This is a genomic window from Hymenobacter sp. BRD67 (assembly GCF_013256425.1).
Taxonomy (GTDB): domain Bacteria; phylum Bacteroidota; class Bacteroidia; order Cytophagales; family Hymenobacteraceae; genus Hymenobacter.
The window spans coordinates 3,826,631-3,848,920 of record NZ_CP053904.1 but is presented as its reverse complement, the minus strand read 5'-3'; the positions used below and the strand labels follow the sequence as shown (position 1 = coordinate 3,848,920).

Genomic DNA, 22,290 nt, shown 5'->3' with positions numbered 1-22,290 from the left:
ACGCGCGGACTCGCAGAGTCCGCGCTACGTTACCAACCATGCTCTCCTTTCTTCTGCGCCGCCTGGGTCAGGGCCTGCTCGTGCTGGTGGGCGTGGCCACTACGGTTTTTTTTCTGTTTAATGTGCTGCCCGGCGACCCGGCCGCCCTACTAGCCGGCCAGCGCTCGGATGTAGCCACCAAAGCCGCCATTTCGGCCGACCTCGGCCTCGACCAGCCGCTACCGGCGCGTCTGCTCGGCTACCTCAACGATGCTTCGCCGCTGGGCGTGCACCGGCGCGACTCGGCCGGGGTGGCACGCTACGGCGGCGTGGCGCTGCTGCCGCTGGGCCGGCAGCGCGCCCTCGTGCTGAAGTGGCCTTACCTGCGGCGCTCGTTTCAGAGCAACCAGGACGTGCTTTCGCTCTTGCTCGACCGCTTTCCGGGCACGCTGTGGCTGGCCGTGGCGGCGATGGTGCTGGCAGCCGTGGGCGGCATCGGGCTGGGCGTGGCGGCCGCGCTGCGGCCGCAGTCGTGGCTCGACCGCACCCTGGTTACTACTTCGGTACTGGGTATTTCGGTACCCTCGTTTGTGGCGGCTATTCTTATCGCGGTCAGCTTCGGCTTTTACTGGAGCCACTGGACCGGCCTGAGCCTGACCGGCCAGCTCTACGAAACTGACCCGTTTACGGCCGAGCGCCACCTGGTGCTGCGCAACCTGCTGCTGCCGGCCATTGCCCTGGGCGTGCGGCCGCTGGCTATCATTATGCAGCTCACGCGCTCCAGCATGCTCGATGTATTAAGCCAGGACTATATTCGCACGGCCCGCGCCAAGGGTCTGAGCCCCGGCCGCACGGTGTGGCGCCACGCCCTGCGCAACGCCCTTAACCCCGTGGTAACGGCCGTGTCGGGCTGGCTGGCCTCGCTCATGGCGGGGGCCTTTTTCATCGAATATATCTTCAACTGGAAAGGCTTGGGCACTACCACCTTACGTGCCGTCGAAAACCTCGATTTTCCGGTGGTGATGGGCGCTACCTTGTTCGTGGCCGCCATCTTCGTGCTGGTCAATATCGCCGTCGATATGCTCTATGCGCTGCTCGACCCGCGCGTTAGAATCAATTAAACAAGCATGCACCACCTTTACCTCATCGGCTTGCCGGGCTCGGGCAAAACTACGCTGGGCCGCCAGCTGGCCGCCCGCTACGGCCGGGGCTTTCTGGACCTCGACGCCGCAATTGTGGCAGACGCCGGCCAGTCGATACCGGCCATCTTTGAGGCCGAAGGCGAGGCTGGCTTTCGCGAGCGCGAAGCAGCGGCCCTGCGGGCCGTGGCGGCCCGGCCCGAGGCCCTGGTAGTGGCTACGGGCGGCGGCACGCCCTGCTTTCACGACAATGTAGCGGTGCTGCGCAGCAGCGGCTTTTTGCTCTGGCTCGATGTACCGCTGGCCGAGCTGGTGCGCCGCCTGGCCGGCAGCAGCAACCGCCGCCCACTGCTGGCGGCGGCGCTTCAGCCCGCCCAAACGCCGAGCGATGCGCTTTTTGCGCACCTGCAGCGAACCCTGGCGGCCCGCGAGCGGTTTTACGACCAGGCGCATCTGCGCCTGGCCGGCGTGGCCACTGCGGCCACTATTGCGGCGGCGCTGGCCCAGGCCGGCTTCGTACCCGGCCCAACTCAAACGCCCGACAGGGCGTAAATTTGCTGCTTGTTATCTGATATTAGTCGCTTTCGTATGGAGATGAACACTGTTACCGACCGGCCCGCTACGCCGGCTGCTGCGCCGGTTCGGCCCAAGCATAAAGGCTCGGCTCAACTGTTTAAAAACCCGGTGCTGGAGCGGCTGTCGCACACCCACATCGCGCTGCCGGTCAGTATTTTCGTTCTGACGGCGCTTATCAGCCTGTACTACGGCTTCACCCACGGCTTTCTGTCGGGCGTGTCGGCGCTGGGACTGTTTCTGGGCGGCTGGTTTCTATTCAGCTTCGTTGAGTACCTGGTGCACCGCTACGTGTACCACATCCCGGCCACCACGCCGGGGCGGGCCAAGTTTCAGTATACCATGCACGGTGTGCACCACGAGTACCCCAAAGATGAAACCCGCCTGGCCATGCCGCCCATTATTACGGTGTTCGTAGCCTCGCTGCTGTTCTTTATTTTCCGGGTTGTCTTCGGCACCTGGGCCTTTGGCATTCTGGCCGGCTTCACATTTGGCTATGCGCTGTATCTGTTTGTGCACTACGCCATTCACGTATACGCACCCCCGAAGAACTTCCTCAAGGTGTGGTGGACGCACCATGCCCAGCACCACTACCGCCAGGATGAGATTGCCTTCGGCGTAAGCAGCACGCTCTGGGACCACATCATCGGAACCATGCCGACCAAAAGGTCGGAACAGGCCTAAATATTACCGATTCTCTATATTAAAAGCCTCTTCAGCAAAAAAGCGCGGCTCCCAAGGGAGCCGCGCTTTTTTGCTGAAGAGGGCCGGGCAGTTAGCTCGGGGTATTGTTGCCGCCGCCCATTTTGCTAACCAGCCACCAGATGATGGCGACCACGATAAAGACGCCGATGGCGCCAATCCACATGCCACCTTTAAAGATATCGCCGGCAATCTGGCAGCCCGTGAGCGTAGAGGCCAGCATGGCAAAAACAAACAGCAGAGAAAGACGTGAAGTAGTCATGGAAACAAGCACAAGGTGAAAGATATAGCGCGCCTGGCGACCTGCCCGGCTTATGGCTGGCTTTACTAGATTGGGCTAAAAAAGGTTGGCCGAGGTGGGCGCGGGTGCGTAAAACCGGTGAGGCAACTTGCACTTTTGTCGCACTTTTGCACCGATATGAACTACTCCACTCTTTCCACCGCCTTCGCGCGGCACTTTGGCGCGGCACCGGCCCTGGTGCTGCGCGCGCCCGGCCGCATCAACCTCATCGGGGAGCACACCGACTACAACGATGGGCTGGTTCTGCCGGCGGCCATTGATAAGGAAATCCGCTTCGCGCTGCGCCTTACCGGCACCGACCGGATTCGGCTGCGGGCGCTCGACTTCGATGCCAGCTACGAGGTAGCAGTGGCCGACGTTGCGCCGCTACCCGGCGGGCACTGGGCCAACTACCAGCTGGGCGTAGTGGCGGGGCTGCTGAAGCGGGGCGTGTCGGTGCCCGGCTTCGACTGTGCCTTTGGCGGCGATATCCCGAGCGGGGCCGGCCTGTCGTCGTCGGCCGCAGCCGAGTGCGGCATCGCCTGGGGCCTGAACCAGCTGCTGCACCTGGGCCTGGATACCATGACGCTGGCCCACCTCTCGCAAACCGCCGAGCATGAGTACGCCAAGGTAATGTGCGGACTCATGGACCAGTTTGCCAGCTTGTTTGGCCGCGCCGGGCACGTAGTGGAGCTCGACTGCCGCTCGCTCGAATATGCTTATTTTCCGCTCGATACCACCCATGCGCGGCTGGTGCTCTGTAATTCGGGCGTAAAGCACGCGCTCGGCGACTCGGAGTACAACACCCGCCGCCAGGAGTGCGCCAGGGGCGTGGCGATATTGCAAAAGCACAATCCGGCCATCAAGTCGCTGCGCGACGCGACCCTACCCGACATTGAAGCTGCCAAAGCCGAGCTGGGCGAAGTAGTTGAAAAGCGCTGCCGCTACGTGGTGGAGGAAAACCAGCGCGTACAAACCCTCACCGCCCGCCTGGTGGAAGGCAAGCCGCTGTCGGAGGTAGGCGAGCTGCTTTACGCCAGCCACGCCGGCCTGCGCGACCTCTACCAGGTGAGCTGCGCCGAGCTCGATGTGCTCGAAGAGCTGGCCCGCCACGCGCCCGGCTGCTACGGAGCCCGTATGATGGGCGGTGGCTTCGGCGGCTGCACCCTCAACCTGGTGGCTGCCACTGAGGTCGATAAGTTTATCGCTTTCATGACCAACGGCTACCAGGAGAAAGCAGGCCGGAAGCTGGATACGTACGTGACAAACCTCGCCGATGGCGTGGGCGAGCTTTTTAATGGTTAATTGTCCGGGGCCTAAAGAAAATATCCTTCGGAACAAGAGCTTTCGTTTTGCGGTGCGAGTCGTGGGTGTGCATCAGCACCTGACGACGGCAAAGCGAGAATATGTGCTTGCTAAGCAGCTGCTACGGTGTGGCACCAGCGTAGGAGCCATGATACGCGAAGCTGAACATGCCGAATCTAAAGCTGACTTTATTCACAAGCTGGCCATTGCCCAGAAGGAAATAAACGAAGCGCTTTACTGGCTTGAGCTACTTGAAGCTACTGATTACCTCACGCCACCACAAGCGCAAAGCCTGCGCGCCGACGCCACCGAGTTGCTAAAGCTGCTCATCAGCTCCCTCAAAACTGCCAAGACGGTCAGCAGACATTAACCATTAATCGCTAAAAAATTAACCATTACCCCTATGGACCTCGCCTCGCAGCCCCACCGCCGCCACAACCCGCTGCTCGATGAGTGGGTACTTGTATCGCCGCACCGCGCCAAGCGCCCCTGGCAGGGCCAGCAGGAAAAGAACGAGGTGGAAGTGCGCCCCGCCTACGACCCCACCTGCTACCTCTGCCCCGGTAATACCCGCACCAGCGGCGCCGTAAACCCGCCATACGAGCACCAGTTTGTGTTCGATAACGATTTCGCGGCGCTGCTGCCCGCGGGAGAGCCCGGCTCGTTTGCCGAAGGTGGCCTGCTGCGGGCCGAGGCCGAAACCGGGCACTGCCGCGTGCTGTGCTTTTCGCCCCGCCACGACCTGACCCTGCCCGAGATGCCGGTGGCGGAAATTCGCCGCGTAGTGGATGTATGGACCGACGAGTTTCGCACGCTGGGGGCCGACCCGGCTATTAATTACGTGCAGATATTTGAAAACAAAGGCTTTGTAATGGGCTGCTCGAACCCGCACCCGCACGGCCAGATTTGGAGCGAGCGCACTGTGCCCGACCTGCCCGCCAGGGAAAGCCAGACCCAGAAAGCGTATTTCGAGAAAAACGGCCGGACGCTGCTCAGCGACTACCTCGCCATTGAGGAGAAAACCAAAACCCGCTTCGTGGTCGAAAATGACACCTGGGTAGTGCTGGTGCCTTTTTGGGCGGTGTGGCCCTTCGAAACGCTGGTGCTGCCGCGCCGCGCCGTGCAGGACCTTACCCAGCTTACCGACCCGGAGCGCGACGGGCTGGCCGACATTCTGAGCCAGCTTACCATTCGCTACGACAACCTGTTTGAAATCAGCTTCCCGTACTCGGCTGGCTTTCACCAGCGGCCCACCGATGGCAAAGACTACCCCGAGTGGCACCTGCACATGCACTTTTTGCCGCCGCTGCTGCGCTCGGCCACGGTAAAGAAGTTTATGGTGGGCTACGAGCTGCTGGCCAATGCCCAGCGCGACATCACGGCCGAGCAGGCCGCCGAGCGGCTGCGGGCGCTACCTGGCGTGCACTATAAGGCGAAGGCCTGATTTTGATGGCCAACGACGTAAGGGGGCTTCAGCTGCCCGCTTACCCTTCCATAAACTTGTGCGTGTGCGGGGCCGTGGGCACGGTTTCCTGGAGCAGCGTGGCTGGGCCCTGGTAGGCCGCGGCGGGCAGCATGGTAAGCAGCAGGTGCAGGCCGGTATCGGCCAGCTGGGTGAGCACACCGGGCAGGAAGCCGCACCAGTAGATGGTGCTGCCGGCTAGCCGTGCCTGCTGGCTGACGTTGAGAATGGCCCGCTGGGCCTGCCAGCTCAGATAAGCCAGGCGCTGGCAATCGACCCAGATAAAGGGCTGGCCGTAGCTCATGACCTCCGCAATAGCCTGCTCAAGCTGGGTGGCCGCGGCCGGCGTATCGCAACGGCCGCGCAGGCTCAGGCCCACCGTGGCCCGGTATGTACTGATATGAATAGTAAACGTAGCGCTTGTTTTCATAGTAGAAGAGAGTAGAGTAAGTTGATATTCTATAACCATTGGCCATAAAGCACCTTCTACAAAGCTACACCGTTTTAATGCAATAAAACAAGCGAAAAACCCTGATTTACGAGGGCTAACTTCCCGTATATCACTTACGTACTTCGCGCAGCTGCTTTAGGCGGCGGGTACCGGCAGCTGCAGAAAGAAGCCCGTGCCCTGGCCCGGCCGCGATTTGATAGTAATCGAGCCGCCCAGCAGCCCCACCCGCGTACGAATGCCGGCCAGCCCGATGCCCGCCAGCGAAGCCGGGCTGCTGGCCTCAAACCCCACCCCATCGTCTTCCACCACAATATATACCTGCTCATTTTCCTGGCTTACCTCCACAAATACCTCCTGGGCCTGGGCGTGCTTCATGGCATTATTTAGCAGTTCCTGCACAATGCGGTAGATGGCGGTAGCCAACATGCTGGGCAGCGTCTGCGCCAGGCCCTTGAGGTTGAGGTCGACGGCCAGGCTGCCGGGAATGCGGCCCACTAGCTCCTGCAGGGCAGCAGCGAGGCCAAAGTCTTCCAGGATGGTAGGCGTAAGCTCAAACGAGATGTTGCGCGTGGCCTGAATAGCCTCATTGAGCAGCTGCCGGCCGGCGCGCACAGCCTCGGAGGGCGGCAGCGTATCGAGGTGCAGGCGCGTCGCGTAAAGCAGCTGACCTACGCCGTTGTGCAGCGCTTCGGCAATGCGGCGGCGCTCCTGCTCCTGCGTGGTGAGGATGGCCGAGAGCACTTCCTGCTGCTGGCGCAGCTTAAGCTGGGTAGCCTCTTCCTTCAGGCGCTCCGACTCGGTAACATCGAGGGCGAAGATGACTACTTCCTGCTTTTCCTCATCAAAAAAGCCGAAGCACTGCAGCACGGCCGACCGGCCCTGATACTCGATAGTCAGCACGTAGCTGTCGCTCTGGCCGGTACGCAGCCGCTCGAAGTGCGCCGCCGTAGTCGGAAACAAGTCGGCCTCTTTCTGGCCTACCAGCTCGTTGTTGGCCAGGCCCAGGCGGCGCAGCGCGTAGCCAGTTTGCTCGCGGTAGCACCCATCCAGGCCCAGGCGGCTGAGCACTACGGGCAAGTGGTGCAGAATATTGCCCAGCAGGCGGTTCTTATAGCTGAGCTCTTCCTGCGCCACGCGCCGGCTCGTGACGTCGCGCACCAGCCCGGTAAGATGCCGGGGCTGGCCAGTGCGCTCGTCGTAGCTGAAGCGACCCATGGCCGCCACGTAGCTTACCGTGCCATCGGCCCGCACCAGGCGGTGCTCTAGGTCGAATACCGCGTGCGTAAGCATGGCTTGGTCGAGGGCCTGCTGCACCACTGCCTGGTCGGCGGGATAAATGGCATCCTGTAAGCAGGCAAAGGGCAGGGTGTGGGCGGTAGGCGCGGTGTTGAGCCCAAATATTTGCTGAGCCCGGGCATCCTGCTGCAGCTGCCCGGTCGCCAGCTCCCAGCTCCAGACGCCGGTGTTGGCAGCGGCCAGGGCCATCTGGAGGCGGGCCTCGCTTTCGCGCAGCTGCTGCTCGCTGTGCTGGCGGGCCGTTATATCGCGCCACACCACCGACAGCAGCGCCTGGCCCTGCACAAGTACCGGCGTAAAGGAGAGCTCGTCCCACACCGGTTCGCCAGCGGCGTTGTAGCGCATCCATTCGAGGCGGCACCAGCCGTTGCTGCGGGCATGGCTCATGCAGTCGGTAAGCAGCTGAAGCGAGCGGCGGCCGTCGGGCTGCCGCTCGGGCCAGAACTCGGGCAGGCGCCGGCCCTTTAGCTGCTCGGTACTGGCCACGCCTAGCATGCGCAGGGCAATGCTATTCGCATCGGCAAAGGAATAGCCTTCGAGCAGGAGCGCGGCATCGCGGCTTTGCTCGAAGGCCGCCCGAAAGCGGGCTTCGCTGGCGGCCAGCGCAGCAGCCACCCGGCGGCGCTCGGTTATGTCGAGCACTACCAGACGGCAGCCGGTGGCGGGCCGGCCCGGCCCGGCGCCCTCCGGCGCCAGCACACCTTCGAGCTGGGCAAAAAACGTGGTTCGGTCATCGCGCTGCATCGTCAGCTCGCACGACTGCCGCTGGTCGGGCCCTGCCCACAAGCGGGCTATAAAGTCGGCAAACGCCGGGCGCTCGGCGGGCACTACAAACAGGGCCAGCCGGCGGTTGAGCAGTTGCTGGCGCACCTGGCCCAACAGCTGGCTCAGGTGCAGGTTTAGCTGCTGCAAGGTGCCGTTGGCAGTCAGCGTACAATAGCCCACCGGTGCAAAGTCGTAGAGGTCGAGGTATTTCAGACGGTTGCTTTCGGCCTCGGTCTGCGCCAGCAGCAGCTCCTCGTACTGCATTTCGAGCTCTATCTGGTGCACTTGCAGCTCCTGCACCAGGCGCTGCACCTCAGGATTTATGTTGGCCGGCAGGCTTTCTGCTACCAGCCGGCGCCGCTCGGCGCGCATACGCAGGCTTTGCAGCGCGGCGCTGGGGTCGGGGGCAAGGTAGGGTTGGTAGCATCGGGCGGGCTCATAGCGCTGGAGAAAGAAAGCTTCGGGCCATAAAGCTCGGGCCAGTGGCAGGTTGGCACAACCTCGACCGCAAAAGTAATTCAGTCTTATATAAGGTATAAGGTATAAGGTATAAGGTATAAGGTATAAGGTATATTTAATATAAGACAGTCTTTCGGCTCCCTTGCCAGGGTGAGTGGACGGTAGCTAGCCAGGCCGTCAATGCTTCGACAAGCAGACTTCAGCTGAGAATTACGGCCAGGAAGAAAAAAAGTCTTAGCCTCGTTCCTGTCTGCGCGCCGCTAGGGCAGGCGTTCCAGCGACCGCACACCCAGCAGCAGCTGGCCCGTGGGCTGGCCCTCGTGCAGCAGCCGGCAGCCGTAGAGCACCACCTGGCACCGGCCCAGGCCCGTAAAGCTGGCCTCCAGGGTCAGGCCGCTGAATTCGGAGATGGGCCCGGCCGGGTCGAGCAGCAGCAGCAGCTGCTCGTGCAGCTCGGGCAGCTGCCAGGCCCCGTCCAGCTGCGCCAGCGGCTGCCCGACTATACGGGCCAGCGGCTCGCCAAAGGTATCGGCAAAGGGCTGGTTGGCGCTCAGTACCACCAGGTTGGCATTGAGGGCTAGCTGGGGCTCGCGCACGGCGGCCATCACGCTGGCACTAAGGTGAGCCGTTTCCTGCGAGCGCAGTTCCAGGTCTTTGAGGGTAGTAATGTCGGTGAAGGTAATAACGGCCCCGTCGATGTAGTTGTCGAGTGAGCAGTAGGGCAGAATACGCATCGTAAACCACTGGCCCTTAGTTGTCTGAATATTTATTTCGAGGCTGGTGAGACGGTCGAGCACGCGCTGCACGTCGCGCAGCAGGTGCTCGTAGCGCAGGCTGGAGGTAAAATGCGCCATGGGCCGGCCGACATCCGTGGGCAGCAGGCTCACGATGCGGGCCACAGGGGGCGTAAACCGCTTTATCCGTAAATCATTATCGAGGAAGATAATCGCGATTTCGGTGGCATCGAGCAGGTTTTTCATGTCGTTGGCGGCCTGGCTCAGCTCCTCGGTTTTGGCCAGGTACTGCATATTGAGGGTCATCAGCTCCTCGTTAAGGCTTTGCAGCTCCTCCTTGTTGGTCATGGCCTCCTCGTTGGTGCTTTGCAGCTCCTCATTGGCGCTCTGCAGCTCCTCGTTGGTGCTTTTGAGCTCTTCGAGGCTGCTCTCCATTTCCTCCACGGTAGTTTGGAGGCGGTGCTTGGTGTATTGCAGCTCTTTGTCGAGGGCAGACACCACGGCATCGCGGTGCTGGCTGTCTTGCTGCGGGTTGCGCTTGGCCAGCCGCACCCGGCGCGGGGTAGGCTGGTCTTCAAACACCACCAGCAGCAGGCCGGTGAGTATTTCGGCGCCGCCGAGGTGGCTTACGCTCAGGCGCAGCAGCTGCTGGCCGGCCTCGGTACGCACGGGCACATTGTCCACTACCACGTCCTGGCGGCTTTGCAGGGCACGGTGCACGGCCCCGCTTATCTCAAAGCTCAGCTCCTCGCGCGCCATCTCAAAGATGTTCATCCCGCTCAGGCCGGGGGCGGGCTCGAGGTATTTGCCGGTGCGCCCGTTTACGTACAGTATTTCGCCCTTGGGCTCGATAATCACGGCGGGCGGGGCGTAGGTTTGCAGCAGGGTTTTCTGGACCAGCGCGGCAAAGGTGTTGTTCTGGCGGTAGTTAGGAGTAGAAGACGACATGTGGGTCGTAGTGGGAGGTACGGCAGTATGCTGCGCCTGGGAAAAAGGAAACCTAAGAAGGTGCGGCAGGGCAACGGGCTGGCTGCTGCGGCGCGAAATCTTCCACTTCACATCAAGCGGCTGAAACAGGTCGTGAAAGCCGGTAATGTTTTCGCTGGTCCCTAGAAAAAGCAGGCCGCCAGGGTGCAGCGAATAGTGAAAAACGGGCAGCAGGTTGCGCTGCAGCTCGGCATTGAGGTAGATGAGCAAGTTGCGGCACACCAGCAGGTCGAGCTTCATAAAAGGCGCGTCCTTGTTGAGGTTGTGCAGGGCAAACACCACTACGTCGCGCACTTCCTTCCGAATCTGGTAATGGCCATCTACGTGCTGGAAAAACCGCTCCAGGCGCTCGGGGCTCACGTCGCCCTCAATGTTGGGGCTGTACTGGCCGGCGCGGGCGAAGGCCACGCCATCGGGCGAGATGTCGGTGGCAAATATCTGCACCCGCAGGTGGCGGCTGGGTTGCAGCTCATCGAGGCACTCGAAGAGCGTCATGGCCAGCGAGTAAGCCTCTTCGCCGGTCGAGCAGCCGGGCGCCCACACCCGAATGGTGCTATCGGGCTCTTTGGCGGCCAGAATGGGCCGCAGGTGCTCCTTGAGGCTGGCAAACGCCTCGGCATCGCGAAAAAACTTGGTAACGCCAATCAGCAGCTCGTGAAACAGCTGCTCGACCTCCCGGGGGTTTTCCTGCAGAAAGCGCACGTAGTGCGTAAACTCCCGGATTTGGTGCGAGTTCATGCGCCGCTCGATGCGCCGAAACACGGTGTTGCGCTTATAAAAGCTGAAGTCGTGCCCCGTTTGGTTGCGGATGAGCAAAAAGATTTTCTGAAGCGCGTGGCTCGGCTGCGCATCCGTTGCCGCATCGGAGGCGCGCAGCGCCCGCACTTCGAGCGGGCGCTCGAGGTAGTCGAGCAGCTGGGTGGGCATGAGCTCGGGAGCCAGCACAAAATCGATAAACTCGGTGGCCATGGCGGCCAGCGGCATCGCGTCGAAGGCCGCCGTTTCGGGGGCCTGCACCATCACCATGCCGAAGCTTTCCATGATGAGCTTCAGCCCGATGGTGCCATCGCTGCCCAGCCCCGAGAAAATAATGCATACCGCCCGCTCGCCCATGTCTTTGGCCAGCGTTTGCAGAAAGAAGTCGATGGGTAGGCGGCGGCCCGCCGGCTGCGTGGGCTTGAGCAGGTAGAGACAGCCGTGCAGCAGGCTCAAGTCGTAGTTGGCCGGAATGAGGTAAACGTGGTTGGGGCGCACGCGCTGGCCATCCTGCGCCTCGGCCACGGGCAGGGGGGTAAAGCGCTGAATAACCTGCACGAGGGACATGCCCTGCTCCAGGTCGGGGTCGGGCAGGCGGTGCAGCACCACCACAAAGACCAGCCCGGTCTGGGCCGGCAGGTGCGCAAAGAACCGCTCGTAGGCTTCGAGCGCGCCCGCCGAGCCGCACAGCGCCACTACGGCAAACTTATCGGTGGGACTGCCCAGGCTGTCGCGCAGCCGGGCCACACTTTTAGGGGCGGGCGTAGTGACCCCGGCCGCTGGCAACGGCACCCCAGGAGTTTCCAAGTCAGGAGCATCTTCCTGCTCAGCATCAGACATCATAGCGGGTAAGTGCTTGGTATAACGCAGCTAGCGAAGGTAGGTGAGTAACGACACCGCAAACCGGGCGTAGCGCCAAAAAATCCAACAATAGCCAACCAAGATAAGGCAAGATAAGGCCGGGGCTGCGTTATCCAATTTGGAGCTGCTACCGTACAAACTCTATTTTGGGCCTGCCGGAAGGACCGGCGTTTCGCGCTGTTTTCTGCTTTTTACTTTATTACTGTGGCTAGCCCCCTCTATCTCATCGTTATTGGAACCTCGGCCGGCGGCATGCCCGCGCTTACGCAGCTGGTAGCCCAGCTGCCTGCTACCCTGCCCGCTGCCGTGCTCGTGGTGCAGCACCTGGCACCCGACTCCACTGCCGAGGTGCTGGTAAACCGGCTGTCGAAGCACACTGCCTTGCATTGCCACCTGGCGGTCAATGGCGCGGCGCTCGAAGCTGGCCACCTTTACCTGGCCCCGCCCGACCGCCACCTGCTGGTTAAAAACGACCACTTGCTGGTAACCAAAGGCCCGCGCGAAAACAGCTACCGCCCCGCCGCCGACGCCCTGTTTCGCTCGGCGGCCGTCGAGTTCGACTCGCATACTATCGGCGTGGTGCTCACCGGCATGCTGCACGACGGCACGGCGGGCCTCGACTTTATTAAGCGCTGCGGGGGCACGGCCGTGGTGCAAGACCCGGCCGATGCTGAGTTTTCGAGCATGCCCGAGAGTGCCCTGCGCAATGTGGCAGTAGACTATGTGGTGCCCCTCGACGCGATGGGCGCGCTGCTGACTAACTTAGTCAGCTCCTCTGGCAGCCCCTCTTCCGCCACCATGGCTACTGTCATTCCTCCCGATTTAAAACTAGAAGCGGCTATTGCCGAGCGCGTTGTGGGAACTACTGAACAAGTAACGCAGCTGGGGCACCAGGTGCCCCTTACCTGCCCCGATTGCGGCGGGTCGCTTTGGGAATTGCGGCAGGGCAGTGTGCTGCGCTACCGCTGCCACACGGGCCACGCGTTTACGGCCGATGCCCTGGCTGAAAGCTCACAGCACGCCCTGGAAGAGACAATGTGGGTAGCCCTGCGCATGATGGAAGAGCGCAAAAACCTGCTCGCCAGCATAGCTGGCCACGGCGATAGCTACCTGAGCATACAGCAGGCCGAGCGCGTAGAGGAAATGAAGCGCCACATCAACCGCCTGCGTGAGTTTATGCTCAACGGCACCGAGCGCGTAGAGCCGCCCGTATCGGGCACCGACGAAACGGGACAGGGCTAAGGATAAGAAAAACAGCTGCTTTTGCGTTGGGCTTCGTCAGGTTTTCCTGGCGAAGCCCTTCTCTTTTTCACCACCTTCTCTTCTTCACCCTATGGCTTTCTTTTCGCGCCGGCGGCCTGGTGCCGCGCCTGCCCCTGCCCCCAGCCAAGCTCGCGAGTGGCTCAACTCGCTACTGTTTGCCGTGGTGGCAGCTACGCTGCTGCGCTGGTCGGCCGTCGAGGCCTACGTCATCCCATCCGAGAGCATGGAGCACTCGCTGCTTGTGGGCGACTACCTGTTTGTGAGCAAATTGCATTATGGCCCCCAGACGCCCCAAACGCCCCTGCAAGTGCCGCTCACGCACCAGACGCTGCCGCTGCTGGGCCTGAAAAGCTACTCCGACCTGATTCAGCTGCCCACCTACCGTTTCCCAGGCTTTAGCTCGGTGCAGCGCAACGACGTAGTCGTGTTTCATGTGCCGCACGAGCAGCAGCGCCCGGCCGACCTGCGCACCTTTCTTATCAAGCGCTGCGTGGCCATTGCCGGCGACACCCTAGCCATTCGCCAGGGCCAGGTGTTTGTCAATGGTCGCCCCGAACCCATTGCCGGCCAGCCTCAAACCACCTATTTCCTGGCCGTGCCCCAGCCCAACGACGAAGTGCGCCAGGCCCTCCACGACGAGGGCGTAGTAGACTACACTCAGCCCGACGGCATTCCGGCGATGGGCACCAACCCCGAAACCGGCCAGCTGGGCTACTTCATCAGCTGCCCGGCCAGCGTGGCCGCGTACTTTAAAAAGCAGCCCTACGTGCAGTCGCTGACCGTAGTAACACCTACGGCCGAACTTTTCCCCGATGTGGCCGATTTCGACGTGTCGGGCGCCAGGAGCGCGGTGCCGCGCAAGTGGCAGCTCGACGACTATGGCCCGCTGCCGGTGCCGAAAAAAGGCCAGACTATTGCCCTGACGCCCGCCAACGCCGCTATTTACTATAAAATAGTGAGCCAGTACGAGCACAACCAGGGTATTAGCTGGAAGGATGGCATGATTCAGCAAAATGGCCGGCCGCTCACCCGCTATACCATCAAGCAGAACTATTACTGGATGATGGGCGACAACCGCCACAACTCCGAAGATTCGCGCTTCTGGGGCTTTGTGCCCGAAGACCATGTGGTGGGCAAAGCCGTGTTTGTGTGGCTCTCACTCGACCCCCACGCTGACTTCTGGCACCGCGTGCGCTGGAGCCGGCTGCTACGCCCCGTGAGCTAGCACTACCCCAACATGCTGGACAAAAGAAAAGGCCGTTTTCGGGAAGAAAACGGCCTTTTTAGTAGCGGGGACTGGACTCGAACCAGTGACCTTTGGGTTATGAGCCCAACGAGCTACCAACTGCTCCACCCCGCATTGTTTGGGAGTGCAAAGGTAGCTAAAAAATGTGTGCCCGCAAGCAGCCGCTGGGTAAAAGACCCGGATTTAGGCTGGACTACCTGACAATCAGGTTTAAATTTTTTAGCAGGTTGCTTACTAAATCATTGTTCGTGCCGTCAGAAACCAGCGTCCGCGCGGGCCGGCCACGTACTTTTTCGCCCGGTACCGGGATATGGCACCGCTTAGCCGCAACGGGGCGGGCGGGTATCTTTGCCCGCCCCGTTGCTTTTATGGACCTTACTCACCTCGACGATTTTCTGGCTATCAGCTACCGGGCCGACCTCGATGTGCTGGTGGCGCGCTGGCTGCGTCCCATCGAGTTGGCCGAGATGACGCGCGGCTACGAGGCCCTGCTCGACGCGGCGGCCTCGGGCCGCCACCGCCGCTGGCTGCTCGACGTGCGCCGCCGCCTCAACACCCACCAGATTGGCGCGCAGTGGATGGTGAGCACGCTGCTGCCGCAGTTGGAGCTGCGCCTGGGCGGCCATACCCGCCTGGCGTACCTGCTGGCCCCGCTGTACCTGCGCGATACGGCAGCCGACGCGGCGTTTCCGCCTCCCACTTACTTCACCGGTAAGCCCTTCGTGGCCGACCGCTTCGTGGATGAGCAGCTGGCCATCGACTGGCTGCTGGCGCCCAACCTGCGGGCGTGAGGCGGCCGACCTACCCGGCCGTTTCTCATTTCTGCTTTCTCCTTACTTACGCAGTATATGTCGCCCAAACGCCCCGCCGCCCTGGCTTTCATCTTCGTTACCATTCTCATCGATGTAATCGGGCTGGGCGTCATCATTCCGGTGCTGCCCACGCTCATTGAGCAGCTCACGGGCGAAGGCGTGAGCCGCGCCTCCCAGTACGCTGGCTGTCATTTGCCTACGCAGCGGCGCAGTTTGCCTTTGCGCCGGTGATTGGCGGACTGTCTGACCGCTTTGGGCGGCGGCCGGTGCTACTGGCTTCGCTGCTGGGCCTGGGCTGCGACTATATATTTCTGGCGCTGGCCCCGAGCATCGGCTGGCTGTTTGTGGGGCGCACCATTGCCGGCATCACCGGGGCCAGCTTTACGACGGCCACCGCCTACATTGCCGACGTGAGCACCCCGAAAAGCGTGCCCAGAACTTTGGGCTGGTGGGCGCGGCGTTTGGGTTGGGCTTTATTATCGGGCCGGTGCTAGGCGGGCTGTTTGCGCATTTCGGGCCTCGGGTGCCCTTTGTAGTGGCAGCCGTGCTGAGCTTGTGCAACTTCCTCTACGGCTTGTTTCTGGTGCCCGAGTCGCTGCCCCTGGAGCGCCGCCGGCCTTTTGAGTGGGCGCGGGCCAACGCGGTAGCTTCGCTGATACGCCTGGGCAAATATCCCAAAATAATAGGCCTGGTGGTAGCGCTGGTGCTACTGTATCTGGCCGGCTCGGCCACGCAGTCGGTCTGGACTTTTTACACCATCCTCAAGTTTCATTGGAATGAGCGGCTCATCGGCTACTCGCTCGGCGCGGTCGGTCTGGGAGCCCTTATTGTGCAGGGCGGCCTGGTACGGGTGCTGATGCCCCGGCTGGGCCCGGCGCGGGCAATTGTCATCGGTCTTACCTTCTATATAATAGGATTTTTACTATATTCGTTCGCCTCCCAGGGCTGGATGATGTTTGCTATCACGTGCATCTACTGCCTGGGCGGACTGGCAGGGCCGGCTTTGCAGGGCAGCATTTCGGGGCAGGTGCCGCCCAATGAGCAGGGCGAGCTGCAAGGCGCGCTCACCTCGCTCGTTAGCGCCACCGGCGTAGTGGGGCCGCTGTTTATGACCAGCTTGTTTGCCTGGTTTACGCGGCCCCGGGCGCCGCTCTATTTTCCGGGGATGCCGTTTCTGGTAGGAGCGGGGCTGTCGGTGGTGGCGCTGCTGGTGGCAGCCGGGCCCCTGCGGCGGCTGCCGCCGGCCATCGCCGCCCCGGCTACTCCCGAGGGCAGCGGTCATTGAAATTATTTTTTCTATAAAAAAGCCCTTACAGCTGCCTGTGAGGGCTTTTTTATGCGCAGCTGCTAAAAATAGCCCGGAAAAACAGTTGCCTTTTACGAATAATTCGTAGTATTACGAAAAATTCGTAATAAAGCTTATGGAACGCCTTACCCAACCCGAAGAAGACGCAATGCGGGCGCTCTGGCACACCGGCCCGGCCTTTGTAAAAGAAGTGCTGGAGCAGCTGCCCGCACCACGCCCCCCCTACACCACCCTGGCTTCTACGCTACGCAACCTGGAGCGCAAGCTATATGTAAGCGCCGAAAAGCTCGGGAATTCTTTTCGCTACTCAGCGCTGGTAAGTGCTGATGACTACCAGCGCCGCTCGCTGGGCGCGCTGGTACGCGAGCACTTCCGCGACTCATACAAGGAGCTGGTTTCCTTTTTTGCTAAGGAAGAGAAAGTCAGCGCCGCCGATTTGCACGAGATTATCCGCCTCATCGAACAGCAAAAGCCCGAGTAGTGATGGCTAATCTGATGCTTTACCTGCTGAAAGCCAACGTGGTGCTGGCGCTGTTTGCGGTAGCCTATTACGGGCTGCTGCGCCGGCTCACCTTTTTTGGGCTGAACCGCGCCTATCTGCTGCTGGCGCTCCTGTTTGCAGCTGCTTACCCGGCTTTGCCGATGCCCGCGCTGCTGCCGGCCGAAGCCGCGCAGCCGCTGGCCTGGCCCATTAGCCCTGACGCTACAGTGGTGGCAAGCAGCCTGCCAGGAAGCGCTGGCATTGGCTGGCTTAACATAGTATTTTATGCATATTTAGCTGGGGCAGGCCTGCTTTTGCTGCGGCTGCTGGGGCAGCTGCTGAGCCTGGCGCTGGTAGCCACACGCAGCCGGCCAGGTAGGGTAGTGGGCCAGCCCGTACGGATACTGGCTGGCGCGGCGGGCCCGTTTTCTTTCGGCAGCACCATTTACCTGAGCGAGGCAGCGCTGGCCGATGCGGCCGGCTTGCCCGCAGCTCTGCACCACGAGCAAGCCCATGTGCGCCAGTGGCATACAGCCGACGTACTGCTGACGCAGCTTTTTACTGCCCTGGCCTGGCCCAACCCGGCCGCCTGGCTGATGCGCCGCGCTGTGCTCGACAACCTCGAATACCTGGCCGACCGTGCCGCCCTGCAAACCGGCCTCGACCGGCGCGCCTACCAGTACTGCCTGCTGCGCCAGCAGGCGGGCGGCGTACCGGCCCCGGCGCTTGCTTTTCACTTTTCCTTTCTCACCCTCAAAAACCGCATTACCATGCTGAATCAACCTGCTTCTACTACCCGCCAGCTGGGCCGCTACCTGCTGGCCGCGCCCCTCATAATGGCGCTGGCGCTCGGCTACACCGGGGCGCGGGCCCAGGTAGCGCCTACCCCGGTGCCGGCCCAGAAGCCGATGACTAAAAATGTGACGTATTACCTTGATGGTAAGCTAACAACTCAAGCAGAATTTAATAAAATAAATCCTGACGACATTCAAAGCATGGATGTAATAAAGGATGCAGCACAGCGTAAAGCGTTGGGTTTAAGCAATTCTTCTTCGGATGGCATAGTATCAGTCATAACGAAGGCCAATGTCAACTCACCCGACGTGGCAGCTTTCAACAAGCGCGTGCCACTGACGCCCGCTACGGTTGCCCAAAACGCCGGCGTTGCGGCAGTAACCGCTTACGTCATCAAAAACTATCCCAATGCCAGGTTGGAAACCGTTTCAATTGTTAATGGGCAAGCCGACCGTTACAAAGCTATTTTCATAGAGAACAGCCAACGAATGCAGCTGCTATTTGATGGCAAAGGCCAACCTGTGAAGCAGTAGCGCCAGCAGCGCAAACCGACTTAAACGCTTGCCGGGCTGCTACCTTCGTAGCAGCCCTTTTTTATATGGATTACTCGTCGCCCACCGAATTGCTGCACCTCGCTTATCGGGAGGACTTAAAAATTCTTATTGGTCGCTGGGGCTACCAGCCCGAACCAGCCGCGCTCCCCGCCGAGTACGAGCGCCTGACGGCGGCAGCGCTGGCGCAAAGCTCCAGGTACTGGCTACAGGATATCCGGCGGCGGTCGCTCAACGACCCGCTGATTACGCAGTGGCTTCTAACGGAGTATTTCCCTGATATGGCGCGCCGCCTGGGTGGCCGCCTCTGCGTGGCCTACCTGGTGAGCCCGGACCTACACGCACTTATTGTGGCCCAGCCGGGCTTCGCACCGGTCGAATCGTACGTGGGCCGGCCTTTTGCAGTAGCTTTTTTTGGTGAGGAAGGAGCTGCCACCGACTGGTTGCAGTCGCAGTAGGGCAGAAGGGTCTTCTTGCTCACCTGGTTTGGGCCGGCGAACCAAGTAGCATGCCCGGCTCGTTACCCGGCCAGGCGTAACTTGGCTGAACTCGCCCAAGAACGATGCTATTTTCTATGACAATGGTAGCGGACCGGCCGGCTGCGGCAGCCGGGGTTTCCCCAAACGACTTTCCGGCTCTCGCCCAGGTGCGGGCCGAGTTGGAAGCCTATAAGCGCAAGTTTTACCTGAGCCTGCTGGTGCGCGGCAGCCTGGTAGCAGCGGCTTTGCTGCTGAGCCTGTTTGTGGTGTTCAACACTCTGGAGTACTTTCTGTACCTGCCTACGGTGGTGCGGGCGGGGCTGCTGTTCAGCTTTCTGGCGCTGGCCGTGTACGCAGTGGGACGCTGGCTGTGGCAGCCGCTGGCCGCACTGGCCAACCTGCGCCGCCTGCTCGACGACGAGCAGGCTGCCCGACAGGTGGGAAAGATGTTTCCGCAGGTGCAGGACCGCCTGCTGAACGCGCTCCAGCTGCAAGGCCAGGCGCGGAGCAACGAACTGCTGCTCGCCAGCCTCGAACAGCGCGCCGCGCAGCTGCAGGGCGTGTCGTTTGCGCAGGGCATTGATATTCAGCAGCAAAGCCGACCGCTGTGGAAGTATGTGCTGCCGCCGCTGGCCGTGCTGCTGCTGGCCCTGGCCTTTTTCCCAAGCTTTATTACGCAGCCAGCCAGCCGTATCTGGCACTACAAGCGCCAGTACTCGCGGCCCGCGCCGTTCGATTTTGTCTTGAAAAACAAGGAGTTGAAGGTTTTTAAAGGCGAAAGCTTCACCCTCAACGTCGCCGTGGCGGGCCGGGCGCTGCCCGCCACGCTCACCCTGTTGGCTGCTGATGGCAGCGAGCGGCCTCTAGCTAACGTGCCCGGCCACGCCGATGAGTTTCGCTACACCTTCGAGCAGCCGAGCCAGGACGTAACGTTTCAGCTCAGCGGCGCCGGGTTTGTGTCGGATGAGTACCACCTGGTGGTGCTGGAACGGCCTGACTTACGCGATTTTACGGTGCATGTAACGTATCCCGCCTACACCGGCCGCGCCGCCGAAACCATTCGCAACGGCGGCAACCTGACCGTGCCCGAGGGCAGCGAGCTGCGCTGGGAGTTCAGCACGGCTGCCACCGAGGCGCTGACCCTGCGCTTCGACAATCCGACCGAGCTGCTGCCGGCTGCCCGGCAGGCCGACAGCTTTGTGGCCGAGCGCCGGGCCCGGCGCTCGCAGCCCTACCTGGTGCAGCTGCGCAACGCGGCCAGTGCCAATGCCAACCCCATCAGCTACCAGCTGACGGTGGTGCCAGACGCGCCGCCCAGCCTCACAGTGGAGGCCTTTTCGGATACAACTTCGCTGCGCTACCTGGCCCTGGGCGGCACGTCCACCGACGACTACGGCCTGACCGCGTTGCGCCTGCACTACAGCGTGTACCGGGGTAAGAGCCAAGTGCCGCAGGCTACCAGCCAGAAGCCTTTGGCGCTACCCAGCGCGGCGGGCGGCACGTACTCGTACACCTGGAACCTGGCCCCGCTGGCCATGCAGCCCGGTGACCGGCTCGAATACTTTGTAGAAGCCACTGATAACGATGGCATTAACGGGCCGAAAAGCACGCGCTCGCGGCCCCTGGAGTTTCGCCTGCCCAGCCGGCGCGAGCAGGACAAGCAGCTGGCTTCGCAGGCCAACTCGGTGGCCAGCCAGCTGAGCTCGGCGGCCAAGCAAAGCAAGCAGCTGGAGCGCGAGCTGGCCCAAAGCCAGGACAAGCTCAAAACCAAGCGGGATATGAGCTTTCAGGACCGCAAGCAGCTCGAAGATATGCTCGACCAGAAGCAGCAGCTCGACCAGCAGGTGCAGCAGATGCAAAAGCAGTTTGAGCAGCTGCAAAAGCAGCAGGACCAGCTCGACCCCAAAAGCGAGGAGCTGGCTAAGAAGGCGGAGGAGCGGAAAAAGCTCATGAACGACCTGCTCGACCCCGAAACCAAAAAGCTTTACGACAAGCTGCAGAAGCTGCTCGACCAGCAGAAGCAGCCCGATGCCGAGATGCAAAAGCTGTTGCAGCAGCTTGAAAATAAGGAAAATACTTTGCAAAAAGAGCTGGACCGTGCCCTCGAGATGTTTAAGCAGATGCAGTTTGAGCAAAAAGCCGAGCAAACGGCCGACCGCCTCGAACAGCTGGCCAAAGAACAGGAAAAGCTGGCCGAGCAGACCGCTCAGAATGACAAGAACAACCCCGAAAACAAGCTCGATAGCCAACAACAGAAAACGAAGAACGAAAAGCTTAAGCAGGAGCAGGCCCAAAAGCGCCAGGAATTTGAGGAGCTTAAGAAAGACCTCGCCGACCTCAAGCAGCAGGACAAGGAGATGGGCGACCAGAATGAGCTGGACGAGCAGAAGCCCGAGCAGCAGCAAACCGACCAGGACATGCAGGACGGCGAGCAGCAGCTGGGTAAAAACCAGAATCAGAAAGCCAGCCAGAGCCAGAAGTCGGCCGCCCAGCGCATGCAAAAAATGGCCAAGAAGATGAAGGACCAGATGAGCGACGACGAGCAGCAGAAAAAGCAGCAGAACATCGACGACCTGCGCGATATTCTGGATAACCTCGTTACGCTCAGCTTCGACCAGGAAAAATTGATGAAGGATTTCCGGGCCGTAGACCAGACCGACCCGCGCTTTGTGCAGCTCGGCCAAACGCAGCATAAGCTGCGCGACGACGCCCAGATTATTCAGGATTCCCTATATGCCCTGGCCAAGCGGGAAACCCGCATTCAGAGCTTCGTGACCCGTGAGGTGGGCGAGATGAACGGCCGCATGGACGAGGCGTTTACCCATATCAAGCAGCGCGACGTGGCCCGCGCCACTGCCACCCAGCAGCAGGCCATGACCAGCATCAACAACCTGGCGCTCATGCTCTCCGATGCCCTGAAGCAGATGCAGCAGGACATGCAGCAGATGCAGGGCAAAGGCCAGCCCCAGAGCGGCAACGGCAAAGGCAAGAAGAAAGGCAAAGGCGGCTCGCCCGGCCCCGGCAGCCTCGGCAAAATGCAGCAGCAGCTCAACGAGCAGATACAGCAGCTGCAGCAGAGCGGCAAAACCGGCCGCGCCCTCTCGCAGGAGCTGGCCCGGCTGGCCGGCCAGCAGCAATTGCTGCGGCAGGCGATGCAGCAGCTCGGCAATATGCCGGGGGCGACAAGCCCGGCGGCAAAGAAGGAGGCAAGGATGGTAAGAACGGCCCCAACGGCCCCGACAAAAACGGCCAGGGCGGCGCCGGCAACGCTGCCGAGATGAAAAAGATGATGGAGCAGACCGAAACCGACCTCGTCAATAAGCGCCTTACCGAAGAAACCATTCAGCGCCAGCGCCAGATACTGACGCGCCTGCTCGAAGCCGAAAAGTCGGCCCGCGAGCGCGACCAGGATACCAAGCGCGAGGCCCAGGCGGCCCAAAATCATCCACCGGTTTTTCCGCCGGCCTTTGAAAAATATAAAGCGGCCGCCCCCAGCCAGCAAACAGAATTATTACGTCGACAGCAACCCACGCTAACGCCTTATTATCAGCAGAAAGTAAGCGAGTATTTCCAAAAGAGCAAGTAACTTTTTTGCAACCCACCCGCCC

At 61.4% G+C, this 22,290-nt stretch carries 19 protein-coding genes, 1 tRNA gene and 1 pseudogene; 16 read left to right on the top strand and 5 right to left on the bottom strand.

Annotation, left to right across the window (positions count from 1 at the left end):
• Window positions 1-38: 38 nt before the first annotated feature.
• Genes GKZ67_RS17935 through GKZ67_RS17925 form a run of 3 tightly spaced genes read left to right on the top strand, consistent with a single transcriptional unit; the run spans window position 39 to window position 2,375 of the window.
• Entirely contained in the window at window positions 39-1,100 is a 1,062-nt protein-coding gene (locus GKZ67_RS17935; RefSeq protein WP_173245084.1) for an ABC transporter permease, read from the top strand.
• A 6-nt stretch (window positions 1,101-1,106) separates the two neighbouring features.
• The gene (locus tag GKZ67_RS17930; protein ID WP_173245081.1) at window positions 1,107-1,670 is read left to right on the top strand and encodes a shikimate kinase; all 564 of its coding nucleotides are present in this window, start codon (window positions 1,107-1,109) and stop codon (window positions 1,668-1,670) included.
• A gap of 42 nt (window positions 1,671-1,712) precedes the next feature.
• Window positions 1,713-2,375, top strand: coding sequence for a sterol desaturase family protein (locus tag GKZ67_RS17925; protein WP_173245078.1), 663 nt, complete (start codon window positions 1,713-1,715; stop codon window positions 2,373-2,375).
• 91 nt (window positions 2,376-2,466) lie between these two features.
• Here GKZ67_RS17925 and GKZ67_RS17920 read toward each other — a convergent pair whose 3' ends face one another.
• Window positions 2,467-2,655 carry a hypothetical protein gene (locus GKZ67_RS17920; protein ID WP_151086700.1) on the bottom strand — a complete coding sequence of 63 codons (189 nt, stop codon included), beginning with the start codon at window positions 2,653-2,655 and terminating at the stop codon, window positions 2,467-2,469.
• Between the two features lie 156 nt (window positions 2,656-2,811).
• On the opposite strand from GKZ67_RS17920, the gene galK reads away from it, so the two are divergent.
• From galK to GKZ67_RS17905, 3 genes are read left to right on the top strand one after another with little or no spacing between them, the layout of a single operon-like run.
• Entirely contained in the window at window positions 2,812-3,978 is a 1,167-nt protein-coding gene (gene galK / locus GKZ67_RS17915; RefSeq protein ID WP_173245075.1) for a galactokinase, read from the top strand.
• Entirely contained in the window at window positions 3,950-4,348 is a 399-nt protein-coding gene (locus GKZ67_RS17910) for a four helix bundle protein (RefSeq protein ID WP_254244921.1), read from the top strand. Before galK ends, GKZ67_RS17910 begins: the two co-directional genes overlap by 29 nt.
• A gap of 33 nt (window positions 4,349-4,381) precedes the next feature.
• Window positions 4,382-5,422 (top strand): UDP-glucose--hexose-1-phosphate uridylyltransferase, encoded by a 1,041-nt coding sequence (locus GKZ67_RS17905; RefSeq protein ID WP_173245072.1) that lies wholly within the window; start codon window positions 4,382-4,384, stop codon window positions 5,420-5,422.
• Between the two features lie 40 nt (window positions 5,423-5,462).
• Here the strand turns inward: GKZ67_RS17905 and GKZ67_RS17900 are convergent, their stop codons facing one another.
• The 3 genes from GKZ67_RS17900 to GKZ67_RS17890 form a co-directional block, all read right to left on the bottom strand.
• On the bottom strand, window positions 5,463-5,870 hold the full coding sequence (locus GKZ67_RS17900; protein WP_173245069.1) for an STAS domain-containing protein: 408 nt from the start codon (window positions 5,868-5,870) through the stop codon (window positions 5,463-5,465).
• Window positions 5,871-6,026: 156 nt separating this feature from the next.
• The gene (locus tag GKZ67_RS17895; protein WP_173245066.1) at window positions 6,027-8,324 is read right to left on the bottom strand and encodes a PAS domain S-box protein; all 2,298 of its coding nucleotides are present in this window, start codon (window positions 8,322-8,324) and stop codon (window positions 6,027-6,029) included.
• A gap of 347 nt (window positions 8,325-8,671) precedes the next feature.
• Window positions 8,672-11,731 carry a CheR family methyltransferase gene (locus tag GKZ67_RS17890; RefSeq protein WP_173245063.1) on the bottom strand — a complete coding sequence of 1,020 codons (3,060 nt, stop codon included), beginning with the start codon at window positions 11,729-11,731 and terminating at the stop codon, window positions 8,672-8,674.
• Window positions 11,732-11,953: 222 nt separating this feature from the next.
• On the opposite strand from GKZ67_RS17890, the gene GKZ67_RS17885 reads away from it, so the two are divergent.
• Both GKZ67_RS17885 and lepB read left to right on the top strand, forming a co-directional pair.
• On the top strand, window positions 11,954-12,991 hold the full coding sequence (locus GKZ67_RS17885) for a chemotaxis protein CheB (protein WP_173245060.1): 1,038 nt from the start codon (window positions 11,954-11,956) through the stop codon (window positions 12,989-12,991).
• 91 nt (window positions 12,992-13,082) lie between these two features.
• On the top strand, window positions 13,083-14,237 hold the full coding sequence (lepB, locus tag GKZ67_RS17880; protein ID WP_173245058.1) for a signal peptidase I: 1,155 nt from the start codon (window positions 13,083-13,085) through the stop codon (window positions 14,235-14,237).
• Between the two features lie 62 nt (window positions 14,238-14,299).
• Here lepB and GKZ67_RS17875 read toward each other — a convergent pair.
• Window positions 14,300-14,372 (bottom strand) — tRNA-Met (locus GKZ67_RS17875).
• 254 nt (window positions 14,373-14,626) lie between these two features.
• On the opposite strand from GKZ67_RS17875, the gene GKZ67_RS17870 reads away from it, so the two are divergent.
• The 8 genes and pseudogenes from GKZ67_RS17870 to GKZ67_RS17840 all read left to right on the top strand — a co-directional run bounded on the left by GKZ67_RS17870 (window position 14,627) and on the right by GKZ67_RS17840 (window position 22,268).
• Window positions 14,627-15,049, top strand: a complete 423-nt coding sequence (locus GKZ67_RS17870; RefSeq protein WP_173245055.1) for a hypothetical protein — start codon at window positions 14,627-14,629, stop codon at window positions 15,047-15,049.
• Between the two features lie 57 nt (window positions 15,050-15,106).
• Complete coding sequence (locus GKZ67_RS24795) at window positions 15,107-15,301, top strand: hypothetical protein (protein WP_317172182.1); 195 nt, start codon at window positions 15,107-15,109, stop codon at window positions 15,299-15,301.
• Window positions 15,298-16,355 (top strand): annotated as a pseudogene (locus GKZ67_RS17865) (TCR/Tet family MFS transporter). The gene GKZ67_RS24795 and the pseudogene GKZ67_RS17865 overlap by 4 nt, the downstream one beginning before the upstream one ends.
• A gap of 136 nt (window positions 16,356-16,491) precedes the next feature.
• A complete protein-coding gene (locus tag GKZ67_RS17860; RefSeq protein ID WP_173245052.1) occupies window positions 16,492-16,857 on the top strand; it encodes a BlaI/MecI/CopY family transcriptional regulator in 366 nt (121 codons plus the stop codon).
• Between the two features lie 2 nt (window positions 16,858-16,859).
• Entirely contained in the window at window positions 16,860-18,185 is a 1,326-nt protein-coding gene (locus GKZ67_RS17855) for a M56 family metallopeptidase (protein ID WP_173245049.1), read from the top strand.
• Window positions 18,186-18,250: 65 nt separating this feature from the next.
• Window positions 18,251-18,661 carry a hypothetical protein gene (locus GKZ67_RS17850; RefSeq protein ID WP_173245046.1) on the top strand — a complete coding sequence of 137 codons (411 nt, stop codon included), beginning with the start codon at window positions 18,251-18,253 and terminating at the stop codon, window positions 18,659-18,661.
• Window positions 18,662-18,777: 116 nt separating this feature from the next.
• Window positions 18,778-21,963: a DUF4175 family protein gene (locus GKZ67_RS17845; RefSeq protein ID WP_173245043.1), complete on the top strand. Its 3,186-nt coding sequence runs from the start codon at window positions 18,778-18,780 to the stop codon at window positions 21,961-21,963.
• Entirely contained in the window at window positions 21,960-22,268 is a 309-nt protein-coding gene (locus tag GKZ67_RS17840) for a hypothetical protein (protein WP_173245040.1), read from the top strand. Before GKZ67_RS17845 ends, GKZ67_RS17840 begins: the two co-directional genes overlap by 4 nt.
• Window positions 22,269-22,290: the final 22 nt, after the last annotated feature.